The organism is Pseudomonas sp. BN414 (genome assembly GCF_029871275.1).
In the GTDB taxonomy this organism is placed as follows: domain Bacteria; phylum Pseudomonadota; class Gammaproteobacteria; order Pseudomonadales; family Pseudomonadaceae; genus Metapseudomonas; species Metapseudomonas resinovorans_C.
Genome location: NZ_SSOL01000055.1, coordinates 38,185 through 50,958, shown reverse-complemented (window position 1 = coordinate 50,958; position 12,774 = coordinate 38,185). Strand labels below are relative to the sequence as shown.

The 12,774-nt window shown below is 58.7% G+C and carries 12 protein-coding genes; 1 reads left to right on the top strand and 11 read right to left on the bottom strand.

The genetic code is table 11. The features are described 5' to 3' along the window. The 7 genes from E8E95_RS11710 to pqqA form a co-directional block, all read right to left on the bottom strand. Positions 1 to 1,792 (bottom strand): acyl-CoA dehydrogenase C-terminal domain-containing protein (locus E8E95_RS11710; protein ID WP_280350211.1); only part of this gene is annotated, 1,792 nt, incomplete at its 3' end. Between the two features lie 238 nt (positions 1,793 to 2,030). Then, complete coding sequence (locus E8E95_RS11705; protein ID WP_280350208.1) at positions 2,031 to 3,374, bottom strand: hypothetical protein; 1,344 nt, start codon at positions 3,372 to 3,374, stop codon at positions 2,031 to 2,033. 281 nt (positions 3,375 to 3,655) lie between these two features. Continuing rightward, positions 3,656 to 4,804, bottom strand: coding sequence for a pyrroloquinoline quinone biosynthesis protein PqqE (gene pqqE, locus E8E95_RS11700; protein WP_280350205.1), 1,149 nt, complete (start codon positions 4,802 to 4,804; stop codon positions 3,656 to 3,658). Next, entirely contained in the window at positions 4,776 to 5,051 is a 276-nt protein-coding gene (pqqD, locus tag E8E95_RS11695; RefSeq protein ID WP_280350203.1) for a pyrroloquinoline quinone biosynthesis peptide chaperone PqqD, read from the bottom strand. The genes pqqE and pqqD overlap by 29 nt, the downstream gene beginning before the upstream one ends. After that, positions 5,048 to 5,803, bottom strand: a complete 756-nt coding sequence (gene pqqC / locus E8E95_RS11690; protein WP_280350200.1) for a pyrroloquinoline-quinone synthase PqqC — start codon at positions 5,801 to 5,803, stop codon at positions 5,048 to 5,050. Before pqqC ends, pqqD begins: the two co-directional genes overlap by 4 nt. A gap of 46 nt (positions 5,804 to 5,849) precedes the next feature. After that, positions 5,850 to 6,761 (bottom strand): pyrroloquinoline quinone biosynthesis protein PqqB, encoded by a 912-nt coding sequence (gene pqqB, locus E8E95_RS11685; RefSeq protein ID WP_280350198.1) that lies wholly within the window; start codon positions 6,759 to 6,761, stop codon positions 5,850 to 5,852. Positions 6,762 to 6,840: 79 nt separating this feature from the next. Beyond that, positions 6,841 to 6,912 carry a pyrroloquinoline quinone precursor peptide PqqA gene (gene pqqA / locus E8E95_RS11680; RefSeq protein ID WP_280350215.1) on the bottom strand — a complete coding sequence of 24 codons (72 nt, stop codon included), beginning with the start codon at positions 6,910 to 6,912 and terminating at the stop codon, positions 6,841 to 6,843. A 356-nt stretch (positions 6,913 to 7,268) separates the two neighbouring features. Between pqqA and E8E95_RS11675 the strand changes: the two genes are divergently transcribed. Next, entirely contained in the window at positions 7,269 to 8,183 is a 915-nt protein-coding gene (locus E8E95_RS11675; RefSeq protein ID WP_280350196.1) for a LysR family transcriptional regulator, read from the top strand. 59 nt (positions 8,184 to 8,242) lie between these two features. Here E8E95_RS11675 and E8E95_RS11670 read toward each other — a convergent pair whose 3' ends face one another. The 4 genes from E8E95_RS11670 to E8E95_RS11655 form a co-directional block, all read right to left on the bottom strand. After that, a complete protein-coding gene (locus E8E95_RS11670) occupies positions 8,243 to 9,439 on the bottom strand; it encodes a DUF3089 domain-containing protein (RefSeq protein WP_280350194.1) in 1,197 nt (398 codons plus the stop codon). A 126-nt stretch (positions 9,440 to 9,565) separates the two neighbouring features. Further along, the gene (locus E8E95_RS11665; protein ID WP_280350192.1) at positions 9,566 to 11,599 is read right to left on the bottom strand and encodes a PQQ-binding-like beta-propeller repeat protein; all 2,034 of its coding nucleotides are present in this window, start codon (positions 11,597 to 11,599) and stop codon (positions 9,566 to 9,568) included. A 14-nt stretch (positions 11,600 to 11,613) separates the two neighbouring features. Next, positions 11,614 to 12,294 (bottom strand): type 1 glutamine amidotransferase domain-containing protein, encoded by a 681-nt coding sequence (locus E8E95_RS11660; protein ID WP_280350190.1) that lies wholly within the window; start codon positions 12,292 to 12,294, stop codon positions 11,614 to 11,616. Positions 12,295 to 12,314: 20 nt separating this feature from the next. Next, complete coding sequence (locus E8E95_RS11655) at positions 12,315 to 12,773, bottom strand: hypothetical protein (RefSeq protein WP_280350187.1); 459 nt, start codon at positions 12,771 to 12,773, stop codon at positions 12,315 to 12,317. Position 12,774 lies beyond the last annotated feature (1 nt).

Below are 12,774 nucleotides of genomic sequence, written 5' to 3'. Positions count from 1 at the left end.
AGAACTGCTCGGCGTCCAGCAGGTAGAGCGACTCGCTGCCGGCCTTCACCGAGGCGGTCAGGGAGTGGATGCGCGGCAGCAGGCGGGCGAAGTAGAAGCGCGCGGTGCCGAGCTTGCTGGCGTAGAAGTCGTCCTGACCTTCCTTGCCCAGGGCAGCACGACCGATCGCGGCCCGAGCCATCAATGCCCACATGTAGGCGTAGGCGGTGTAGCCGAACACATGGAGGTACTCCACCGAAGCGGCACCGATTTCGTTCGGGTTGTTCTTCGCGCGGTCCAAGACCCAGGCAGTCAGCTCGTCGAGGTTGGCGACAGCGGCTTTCAGCGGCTCGGTGAACTCGGCGAGCTCAGCGGAAGCGCTGTTGGCGAATGCGTTGATCTCGTCGGCGAACTGCTTGTAGAACGCGCCGCCGCTGCCGACGACCTTGCGGCCCACCAGGTCGAGGGCCTGGATGCCGTTGGTGCCTTCGTAGATCTGGGTGATGCGCACGTCACGCACCAGTTGCTCCTGGCCCCACTCACGGATGAAGCCGTGGCCGCCGAAGACCTGCTGGCCGTGGACGGTGGTTTCCAGACCGAGGTCGGTGAGGAACGCCTTGGCCACCGGGGTCAGCAGCGCGACCATTTCTTCCGCGCGCTTACGCACGACGGGGTCTTCGCTGAACTTGGCGGTGTCGAGCTGCATGGCGACGTAGCTGGAGAAGGCGCGGCCGCCTTCGTTGGCTGCCTTCATGGTCAGCAGCATGCGGCGTACATCGGGGTGCACGATGATCGGGTCAGCGGCCTTTTCCTTGGCAACCGGGCCGGTCGGCGAACGGCTCTGGATGCGCTCGCGGGCGTATTCCACGGCGCTCTGGTAGGAACGCTCGCCGGACGCCAGGCCCTGGATACCCACGCCCAGACGCTCGTAGTTCATCATGGTGAACATGGCGGCCAGGCCCTTGTTCGGGGCGTCGACGATGTAGCCGGTGGCGCCGTCGAAGTTCATCACGCAGGTGGCCGAACCCTTGATGCCCATCTTGTGTTCGATGGAGCCGCAGGACACGGCGTTCTGCTCGCCCAGGGAGCCGTCGGCGTTAACCATCACCTTGGGCACGAGGAACAGGGAGATGCCTTTCGGACCAGCCGGGGCGTCGGGCAGCTTGGCCAGTACCAGGTGGATGATGTTCTCGGTCAGGTCGTGCTCGCCACCGGTGATGAAGATCTTGGTGCCGGTGATCTTGTAGCTGCCGTCGGCCTGGGGTTCGGCCTTGGTGCGGATGATGCCGAGGTCGGTACCGGCGTGCGGTTCGGTCAGGCACATGGAGCCGGACCAGACACCTGCGTACATGTTCGGCAGGTACTTTTCCTTCAGCTCTTCGCTGGCGTGGGCGTTGATCGACAGGCAGGCGCCGGCGGTCAGCATCGGGTACAGGCCGAAGGAAAGGTTGGCCGCGTTGACCATTTCTTCCACCTGGGCGGAGATGACCTTGGGCATGCCCATGCCGCCGAAGACGGGGTCGCCGCCCACGCCGACCCAGCCACCTTCGGCATAGGTCTGGTAGGCCGCAGGGAAACCGGCCGGGGTGCTCACGGCGCCATCTTTCCACTGGCAGCCTTCTTCGTCGCCGCTACGGTTCAGCGGGGCGATCACGCCACCGGTGACCTTGCCAGCTTCTTCCAGGATGGCGGAGGCGGTATCGGCGTCGACCACTTCGGCCAGGGCAGGCAGCTCAGCCCAGAGCTTGGCGACCTCGAAGACTTCATTGAGGACGAAGCGCATATCGCGCAGGGGGGCTTTGTATTCAGACATATCATTCACTCATACAACATGATCGCTCTCCAACGGCGCTCATCGGATGGCCGTAGAAGTTCCTGACTCATTGAAATTACGAGACGGATAAAGCCGTTTCGAAAAGGGTTTTGCACTTAGGCAGCGCCATTTACAAAACGCGTTCATCTGGAAGAGGCTAGAGGTACAGAGACTCAAATTTTCCCTACTAGCTTATCCGCTCGTGGCACACCGAATTGAAATTGTCTGAAATTGCTTTTCAGTAATACCAAGTAAGTGCAGCGGCGAGCAGCACGCTATCGTCATTGGACCCCAAAATCTCTTCGGCAGCTTTACCCGGCCGCGCGTACCCTCCCAAGAAGTACGCCGAGAGACGTTCGGTTGCCTGCCACTCCGCGTAGAGATTGATATCCGATGAAAAATCGCTGTACGCACTTACTCCACGCTTGTCATACAGACGAGTGTCATAGAACATCAACCCAGCCTTTAATGTGTCTGTTGGCTGTACAGAGACCTTGTACATATTTACGCGGGAATTCTTGAAGAACCATATGTTGTCGGTAATCTTGCCTTGGTACCAACTACCGAACGTATCCATGCAACCATATGCCAGCAGATCGTATCCAGGACTGAACTCCGAGTGCATGTATTTCAGGCTTGGGCGCCAAGGCTTATCTGAGAAGGTGTACTCGATACCCGCGTACCAGGCATGCTCGTTACCACTCTTTTTCTGGTCGACATAGCCCGCATTGATATCCAGATCAGGGACGCCGACTACATTGGCGAAGTTCAGTCTCACCATGCTCACATCCAGATCATCTCGCTGTTCAACGTCCGCATCACGCGTCCGCAAGCGAGTCAAGCCGAGCAAATTTTCCTCACCTCGCCACTCGATGTTGACGCCTCGCATGCCGAGCCGGTCGCGGTAGTCCAAGGCGTCAATGTCGTAGTTACCGAGTAGATCGAACATGTCCACATGCAGATTTTCGTGATCCAGTTGGGCAACTACGGCTCGATCGAACGCCAGGCGCAGGCCCATTAATCCTGCGCCGTCACGACCTTGGTCAAGGTGGCCGTCACCGATCAGGAAACCATCACCGATATAGAAGGCCTGTCTTCCGGCGCTCAGCTTGAGAGCGTCCTGTCCGAGCTGCGGAAACAGACCGGCACTTTTCCACCCGACGTACAGTTCCTCCACCGCAGCTCTCCGCGGATTACCGCGCGCAAGCCCTACAGCGTCGGTATCGCCATGACTGAACGCGCCCATGACCGAACCCGCGCCGTAGAAATCACCGAAACCTTCTGTTTCATGGGTCAATTTCAAACCCGGTAGAGCCATACCTTCGAAACGCGTTGAACTTCGATCAATCTTTGTACCAATGATACTGGAGGAGCTACCGAAGTCTTGATTCTTGCCATTGATATAACCAAGAGTCACCATTAATGATGGTTCAAGCACCCAATCCTCATGGCGAATTGGTTCGGCCGCACTTGCATATGCCGCCCATACAACGCACGAAGCAATAGCGCTCGCGGCAATCAGATTTCTTGTATTTTTCATTTTTTTGCCAAACTTAGAAACGATGAAGTCCGGAGCTGCCAACTAGACACTTGGCACCTCGCGAGTATTGTTATTGTCATTACACCAGCCGCTTCAATCAGGAGTTCAGCCTCTACCTCCAAAACTCATTAAATATCCACCCCCAAAGACCAGCAATAGATCGAACCCTCGATGCAAGAGCCATGATTAAACAAGGCTTCGTCGCTCGACTTCAAAGAAAGCTATTTTTGGAATACCGCAAAAGCGCCAACCACACCTTGATAGTAATTAGTGTGCGCTTGGAAGTCGTGTTATATCCAATATTAGAAATACAGATAGAACATTCAGGCTTTGCAAATCAGACGTGAAGTCTGCGCGTTACGCGAGATCAAGTCGCCGATTGCCGATGACACTTGTTCCGCTTCTCGACGAGCATTAATGATCAAGCTGTGATCCTGTGACTTGCCACAAACCGGGTCGGTCTTGCTGGCATCTCCGGTGAGCATGAAGGCTTGGCATCGGCATCCTCCGAAGTCTTTCTCTTTTTCGTCACACGAACGACATGGCTCGGGCATCCAGTCGTAGCCGCGGAAGCGGTTGAAGCCGAACGAGTCGTACCAAATGTGCCGCAGGTCGTGGTCGCGCACGTTGGGGAACTGCACCGGCAGCTGACGCGCGCTGTGGCAGGGCAGCGCGGTGCCGTCGGGGGTGATGGTCAGGAACAGGCTGCCCCAGCCGTTCATGCAGGCCTTGGGGCGTTCTTCGTAATAATCCGGGGTAACGAAGATCAGTTTGCACGGGTTGCCGTCGTCCTTGAGCCTGGCCCGGTACTCGTTGGTGATGTGCTCGGCTCGCTCCAGCTGGGCACGGGTCGGCAGCAGCCCGGCGCGGTTCAGTTCGGCCCAGCCGTAGAACTGGCAGGTGGCGAGCTCGACGAAGTCGGCTTCCAGGGCAATGCACAGCTCGATGATGTGGTCGATCTTGTCGATGTTGTGCCGGTGGGTGACGAAGTTCAGCACCATCGGGTAGCCGTGGGCCTTTACCGTCCGGGCCATCTCCAGCTTCTGCGCGAAGGCTTTCTTCGAGCCGGCCAGCAGGTTGTTCACCTGCTCGTCGCTGGCCTGGAAGCTGATCTGGATATGGTCCAGCCCGGCTTGTTTGAACGCAGCGATCTTCTGCTCGGTGAGGCCGATGCCGGAAGTGATCAGGTTGGTGTAGTAACCCAGGCGCCGGGCTTCGCCGATCAGCTTGGCCAGGTCCTGCCGCACCAACGGCTCGCCGCCGGAGAAGCCGATCTGCGCGGCGCCCATCTCACGGGCTTCGGCCATCACCTTGAACCACTGTTCGGTGCTCAGTTCCTTACCCTGCTCGGCGAAGTCCAGTGGATTGGAGCAGTACGGGCACTGCAACGGGCAGCGATAGGTGAGTTCGGCCAGCAGCCATAGCGGCAGGCCGACCGGCACCTCAGGCGAGGGTGATCCAGTGTTCGGCACGGGCCACCTCCATGAACTGCTCGATGTCGTCGGCGACCTCGGATACACCGGGGAACTCCTGCTCCAGTTCATGGACGATCGCCGCGACAGTGCGCTGCCCATCGATCAGTCCACCAATCAGGCCGGCGCTGCGGTTGAGCTTGATCATCCCTTCGGGGTACAGCAGCACGTGCCCCTTCTGCGCCCGTTCGTACTGGAAGCGATAGCCGGTGCGCCAGGCGGGAACTTTTTGACGGTCGAAACTCATAGGGCGATCCCCTTGTGCCAGACGCGCTCGCTTGTGACGCTGTGATAAGGCGGGCGGTTCAGTTCATAGGCCATGCTCATGGCGTCCAGCATGCTCCACAGGATATCCAGCTTGAACTGCAGGATTTCCAGCATGCGTGACTGCCCTTCGCGGGTGGTGTAGTGCTGCAAGGTGATCGCCAGGCCATGCTCCACGTCGCGCCGGGCCTGGCCCAGGCGGGTGCGGAAGTACGCGTAGCCGGACGGGTCGATCCAGGGGTAGTGCTGCGGCCAGCTGTCCAGGCGCGACTGATGGATCTGCGGGGCGAACAGCTCGGTCAGCGAGCTGCTGGCCGCTTCCTGCCAGGTCGCGCGACGGGCGAAGTTGACGTAGGCATCCACGGCGAAACGCACACCGGGCAGCACCAGTTCCTGGGACAGCACCTGCTCACGCTCAAGCCCCACCGCCTCAGCCAGGCGCAGCCAGGCCTCGATGCCACCCTCCTCGTCCGAGGCGCCGTCGTGATCGAGCAGACGCTGGGTCCACTCGCGGCGCACTTCGCGGTCCGGGCAGTTGGCCAGGATCGCCGCATCCTTCATCGGGATATTCACCTGGTAGTAGAAGCGGTTGGCCACCCAGCCCTGGATCTGCTCACGGGTGGCGCGGCCTTCGTACATCGCCACGTGGTAGGGGTGACGGATGTGGTAATAGGCGCCCTTGGCGCACAGGGCGTGCTCGAACTCGGCAAGGGACATCGGCGTTGCGGCGCTCATTCAGCGGACTCCTGCAATGGCGAGGCCCGCTCCCACAGGAACCCACTCACAATTCGATGCTCATGCCGTCGTAGGCGACTTCCACCCCGCGGCGGACCAATTCCGCCCGCTCCGACGAGTCTTCATCGAGGATCGGGTTGGTGTTGTTGATGTGGATGAGCACCTTGCGCTGACGTGGGAAGCCGTCCAGCACCTCGAGCATGCCACCCGGGCCGTGCTGCGCCAGATGACCCATCTCGCGGCCGGTCCGGGTGCCGACACCACGGCGCTGCATTTCATCATCGTCCCAGAGGGTGCCATCGACGAGAAGGCAGTCGGCGCCGTGCATCAGCTGCAGCAGCTTGTCGTCGATCTGGCCCAGGCCCGGCGCGTAGAACAGTTTGCCGCCGGTGCGGGTGTCCTCCACCAGCAGGCCGAGGTTGTCGCCCGGGTGCGGGTCGAGGCGGTGCGGCGAGTACGGCGGCGCGGCACTGCGCAGCGGGACGGGTGTGAACCGCAGATTCGGGCAGGCGTCGATGACGAAGCTGCCTTCGAGCTCGATGCGGTTCCATGTGAGGCCACCGTTCCAGTGGCTGAGAATGTTGAACAGCGGGAAGCCAGTGGTCAGGTCCTGATGGACCATGTCGGTACACCAAACGGGGTGCGGGCAGCCTTCGCGCAGGCTGAGCAGGCCGGTGGTGTGGTCGATCTGGCTGTCGAGTAGGACGATGGCGGCGATGCCAGTGTCCCGCAGGGCGCGAGCCGGCTGCATCGGTGCGAAGGCCTGCAGCTGAGCGTGGATATCTGGCGAGGCGTTGCACAGGATCCAGTGCTCACCGTCATCGGACAGGGCGATCGACGACTGGGTGCGCGCCGTCGCGCGCAGGGTGCCATCGCGGTAGCCCCTGCAATTGACGCAGTTGCAGTTCCATTGGGGGAACCCGCCACCGGCGGCGGAGCCGAGAATCTGGATGTGCATGGCCACTCTCCATCCGAAAACACGTATCCGGAAAACGAAAACGCCCCGGCGGGCCGAGGCGTCGAGCCGCAATGATTGCTTAGCGGTTGGCGAAGTACAGGGTCACTTCGAAGCCGATGCGCAGGTCTGTGTATGCAGGTTTGATCCACATGGTTTCTTTCCTCTTGTTCTCGATTGGAGAAGCATTGATAAGGCTCATGAAACTCCAGCGCCGGGTTAAGCCTGGTTTGATAGTAGGTAGCGCGCGCTCGGAAGTCTTGTTATATCGCATATAAGCATTTGTGATAACGCCAGGGCGTATATCAGACATCATCTCCATCCGCTACGTACTTCGGGCTGGAGTTCCGGAACTCTTCTTTGTCGTACACAACATCACCGCTCGAACATCCGCCATGATTCTGGCATGCTGACAAGCAGTTGCCTGTCGGTTGTACGCGGCTAAGCCGCTGGCACTTTCATGTGCCCACGCTTCCGTCAGGGTACAGTGCGTGCGCCTGGATAATAAAAATGAATTATCGCGATTTGGATCTTAACCTTCTTATTGTGCTCAATGTTTTGCTTGAGGAGCGCAATGTCACAAACTCAGCGACACGTTTAGGGATCAGCCAGCCTGCCACCAGTGTTGCATTGTCAAAACTTAGAGAGTTCTTCAATGATGAACTTTTCATCAGAACCGCTGCGGGCTTAGTTCCCACTTCGCTGGCGGAAAGTCTCAGGTCACCCGTTGCCGAAATCATCGAAAAAATCGAAGGGCAAATCACCAACTCACGCGCTTTCGACCCAGCTAACGCGCGAAGAAGGTTTGTGTTCGCCGCCTCGGACCTGGGCGAAATTTTTTTCTACCCAAAGATCATCCAATTGCTCAAGAGCGAAGCGCCTAATTGCTCCGTCACCTGTGTTTCGCTTCCGGTCAACGACCTTGGCCGGGCGATGGAGCGAGGGGAAGTCGATGTCGCCCTGGGCTATTTTCCAGACCTGGACATCAATGGCATGTCCGAACTACCACTCCTTTCTCTTGACCATGTCGTCATCGCCCGCGCCGATCATCCGCACATCCAGGGGTCGATGACGATCGAGCAATTTGAAACCGTGCCCCACGCGATCGTCAGCCATGAGGCCCGCCATCAACAGGAATATGAAGCACAGGTGGCCAAGAACGCATTAAGGCGCAACGTGTTCGCCAATATTGCTCACATTGTCACGGCGCCTGCCGTCATTCGGGATTCCGACCTCATCTCCGTGGTCCCCGACCTGCTCGCCACGGAGTTTGCCGAACCCTTCAACTTGCAAGTCGTGCCCCTACCCTTCCAGGTCCCCAGGCTGCAAGCCAAGATGTACTGGCATGCACGCTCCAAGGGTGATGCCAGCGCGAGGTGGTTCCGAACGGCGTTGAAACGTATGTTCACAGAGCAGGGCCAGTAACCACTGAAACAAAAAAGGAGGGGTTACCCCCTCCTTTCTGGCAACAACAGCTCCTTGGCTCAGTTGGCCGCGCTGCGATTGTCCTGCCGGGCCAGCCACGCTGCGGACTGACTCGAAATCAGGTTGGTGATATTGCCGTGAAACAGGCTGATGTCGAGTTCGTGCATTCCATAGATCTTGGGGAACTCACCCCAGGCATTCATCAAAGCTGTGTTGATACGGTCGATCTCACTATTGGGCTTCATCGTGACGCTCACCGCGCCGCCGCGAGCATCCGTTACGCAGTGCGTCTGAGCCTCATTAACGAACTTGATGAACTTGGGTGCGTCCTCAGACTCAAGTTCGCTATGAGGTCGTTGCACATATGAGATTGCCTGGCCTTCGCTGCCATCCAATTCCGCCGGGTTGACGCACAGCGGTTTCACCCCTGGCGCCGAACGCCCCAGGTAGCGCCAACTGGACATTTCCGAGTCCTTGTAGGTCGCCCATGCGACCACACAGCCGGTCTGCGATTTAGACTCGCAGGCTTTGACCGACTTGAACGTACCGCTGTCAATGCCGATACCGCCTGGGATGTAGGCCGACACCAGAAGCGACTGTTCAGGTTTGCCTTCAATCTGCTCAGCAATCAGGCGTGCCATGACCGGTGAGCCACTGGACTGCGACACAAAGACAACACCGCGGCCGTTGTTGTAGTGCTTGAGGTAATACTTCCAGGCCGCGACCGCATCCTGGTAAGGAACGTCCAGTGCATGAGGGTCAGTCAGACTCAATTGCTGGGTGCCCGGGTGCTTGTCTTCCAGTGATACCAAGGTCCATGCGGTCAGCTGTCGGTATAGCGGCGCAATAGGCCGGCATACAGAAGACAGCCGCCCGAGCTGTTCATTGACGAGAACCAACTCAGCATCCGGCTTCAGATCGCTATACGGCCCCTGGTCGACAGACGCTGTTGGGTGCAGATAGAAACAGTCCACTGAGGGACTTTTGGCCGCCGTAAAGCGCTCAACAGCATGGTCCCCCTTGGGACCCGCCACTTTTGCGTCAAGACCGGAGTAACACGCGTCATTAGGGGAGTCGGGGCCACAGAGCCAGTTTGCCGGCTGACTGTAGTCAACGGGTGGCATCTTGCGTACTTGCTCGTAATCAATCTTGGGGACATCGCCTACCAGTTTTCCATTGACCATTGCCGGCGGTTCAGCCATTGCGTTAGAGGCCATTAGCGCCAGCGTGGCGGCGGACATAAAGATCTTCTTCAAGTTCGTTGCTCCATTATATTGGTTGTTCAAAAGAGCTCGAGGCATATGTCCTTTCAGTTACACCAGGACGAGCAACCTCGCGCAACGCCCATAAGGGTTGCGTGTATTAATTTCTGGATTACATGCTTAACGTTGTTGCTTGTAGTCTTCCCATGCCCGGGACTGGATGTATGCCTTGAGTTCACTCAAGTCATCCGCACTCGCATCGGCAAACTCCGGCATACCGGCTGACTTGAATAGGCCGCCTTGAACGATGCGATCGAAAACATCGAACATCGCTTTTCGGGTGAATCTCAGATCGGGTATCGAACCACCGCTGCCGATCACATCCCGCCCGTGGCATTCGTTGCACGCAAAAAGGTCGAACTTGACCTTGCCCTTTTCGACTAATCGCGAGTCCGGTTCCGGATAGTCCGGTTGAATGAGCTGCCGTGGAGAATGCGCTTGCATCTGCAATTTGCCGCCGATCTTGAAAGCGACGATGCGGGACGGCGCCGCCTGGTTTTCCGGGGTAGATACCACCTTCGAAAAGTAACGCGGGCCCAGGCTCGAGTTGTTGTTGCCCACAGGAACAATGACGTACTGCTCACCATCGACCATCACGGTCGAGGGCGCCGCGCGCACGCCGCCGGCCATTTTGTGGCTCCATAACAACGTGCCATCGCGATCGTCATAGGCGTTGAACTCGCCTGTCGATGTCCCTTCGAATACCAGCCCGCCAGCCGTGTGAACCACCCCACCATTGACGATGCTAGACAGCTTTACCCGCCATTTTGCTGCCTGGGCGATCGGATCCCATGCCACCAGTTCGGAGTAACGCTGGTACCCGGGCGTGTCCTCGATGGAAAAGATGTCGTTCTCGACGCCGTACAGTGAACTGCCAGTGTTATCGACCGTCATTTTCACGGGTAGGTAGTCGAATGATGCGAACGCCGTCTTGCTGGCCGGATCAAATGCCATCGGCGACCAACTACGCATGCCGCTTGGTCCAGGGACGACAATAGAAACACCGCCAGGCTTCTTCCAGTACTCGGCTTCCGGGTTCGGATTCGGTCGTCCGGTCTTGGGGTCGATGCCTAATGCCCAGGTTACCGGCAGCGGGTTGCGCGCCGAGATGAACTTGCCGGTCCTGGCGTTCAGCACGTAAAAGAATCCGTTCTTCGGCGCACTCATGACGACACGGGTCGGCTTGCCCTCCACGGGAAGCTCCGCGACCACGATCGGGGCGGAAGCTTCAAGATTCCAACCATCGTTTGGCGTAACCGTGTAGTGCCACAGGTATTTCCCGGTCTTGGCATCCAGCGCGACGATGGCATTGGTGTATAGCTCGTCCCCTGCCCCCTTGCCGCGTTTCGTCGGATTCCACGGAGAGGGACCGCCCGTGCCGATATACACCTGATCCAGCTCCGCATCATAGGTGATGGAGTCCCAGACACTTCCGCATCCCTTGGTATGCTCGGTCCACCCCTTGCCCCACGTCGCGGCGGCCCGAGTCATCACCTCATCGGCCTGTGGCTTCGAAGGGTCGTCGGGCACGGTATGGAAGCGCCACAGGCGCCTACCCGTTCGTTCGTCATAGGCATCGACAAAGCCCCTCGCCAGGCCTGTATCGCCACAGTTGTTGCCGATGAAGACCTTGCCGCCACCGACACGGGGAGCACCGGTGATCCCGGTGACACCTGTTTCATCGCAGCGCGGTGTTTGCCAGACAACTTTGCCGGTCTTCTGGTCGAGCGCGACGAGACGACAATCTCCGGTGCCCACAATCGCGAGATCTCCGCTCAATGCCAGCCCGCGATTCACCCGCGCCGACCAGGAGCGAATCAGACCGATATTGGTGAAATCCAGATCCGGTGAGTAGCTCCAGAGGAGCTTGCCGGTGCGCGCATCCGTAGCGAACACGCGAGACAAGGTCGCACTCTGGAAGATGATTCCATCCTTGACCAGGGGGTTGCCCACGGGGCTGTCGGCGCTTGGTATCTCACCAATCCAAGCAATTCCAAGCTGGGAAACGTTGTCACGATTTATCTGGGAAAGTCCGGAGTGGTACTGCGCATCCGGACCATTGCCTAATACATTCCAGTCGGTGTTCTGGACGGCGGCACAGCCGCCCGCCCAAAACAGGCTCAAGGCCAATGCGGACAGAAGCGATGTGTTCATTGTCATTTTTATTGTCACTTGGTGGCGAGCAGACGAATGATTTCTTCTCCAACCCCCAATGCCGAGGCTGGATTCTGTCCCGTGATCATGTTGCCATCCACGAGCACATTCCTTTGCCAGTCGGGGGCGGCGAAGAACATCGCCCCTTGGCTGCGCAACTCGCTTTCGACAAGGTATGGCACGGCGTTGCGAGCACCGACGGCCTCCTCCTCACTGTCAGTGAAAGCGGTGAGCGAGCGGTTTCGCACCAGTGGGTGACCTTGCGGGTCCGTCACTTCCAATAACACCGCTGCCCCATGACAGATGGTCCCGACAAGCTTGTCGTCATGCAGCATGTTGCTGATCAGGTCGATCGAGGCCGGATCGGTCCTCAAGTCGAGCATCGGACTGTAGCCGCCCGGGTAGATCACCGCATCGAAGTCACTGGGCGATACCTGCTCGATCCGCATCGTGTTCTGCAGCCGCTCTGACAACTCGGTGTCGTCCCTGTAGCGCTGCATCAGCGCAGCACCTTGAAGCGCCTCGACACTGACAGGATCGATCGGAGCAGCCCCTCCTCTCGGTGTAGCAATGGCAATTTGCGCACCGTGGTCCAGCAAGAGGTAGTAGGGAGCCAAGAGCTCCTCCAACCAACATCCGATTTTGCGATCTGGTGGAAGCGTTTCAGCGGAAGAAAGGATAAAAACAACACGCATGGCTCTCTCCAGATCGCTTTTCAATGAGTGCCGGTGTGCTCGGCATTTTGGCGGGCCCACTCGGCCATGGCGGACTCCGGGGTTTGCACCAGCTCCGAGCCATCGTCCTGGAGCCAACGGATCGGCCCGTCCATGGTGAGGATGAAGCAGGTATCCTCAAGCAGCCTGGTCAGTGGATGGTGAGCGCCCGCCGGTTCGAGAATGAAACCTTCACCGCTACCAGCGTGCTCGGGGGTACTGGTCGTGACCTTGCCATAGAAGAGATACCCCTCGGCCTCACCGGCGTGAATGTGCGGCATGATTGCGCTGCCGGCGGGGCCGCGGTACATCACTGTCCAGCGACTATTACCAGGACGGGCATACATCAGCTTCCACTCGATACCACCCTGCTGCTGGCTGTCGCTCATTGGCAACCACGGCTGGGAATCGACGTGAATGAATGCACCCGGGCTTTCCCACGTTACGTTTACGTCTTGCATG

Coding starts and splice junctions, on each gene's coding strand:
- pqqD (WP_280350203.1), bottom strand. CDS start 5,051: ATGAGTTTCGACCGTCAAAAAGTTCCCGCCTGGCGCACCGGCTATCGC.
- pqqC (WP_280350200.1), bottom strand. CDS start 5,803: ATGAGCGCCGCAACGCCGATGTCCCTTGCCGAGTTCGAGCACGCCCTG.
- pqqB (WP_280350198.1), bottom strand. CDS start 6,761: ATGCACATCCAGATTCTCGGCTCCGCCGCCGGTGGCGGGTTCCCCCAA.
- E8E95_RS11675 (WP_280350196.1), top strand. CDS start 7,269: ATGAATTATCGCGATTTGGATCTTAACCTTCTTATTGTGCTCAATGTT.
- E8E95_RS11665 (WP_280350192.1), bottom strand. CDS start 11,599: ATGAACACATCGCTTCTGTCCGCATTGGCCTTGAGCCTGTTTTGGGCG.
- E8E95_RS11660 (WP_280350190.1), bottom strand. CDS start 12,294: ATGCGTGTTGTTTTTATCCTTTCTTCCGCTGAAACGCTTCCACCAGAT.
- E8E95_RS11655 (WP_280350187.1), bottom strand. CDS start 12,773: ATGCAAGACGTAAACGTAACGTGGGAAAGCCCGGGTGCATTCATTCAC.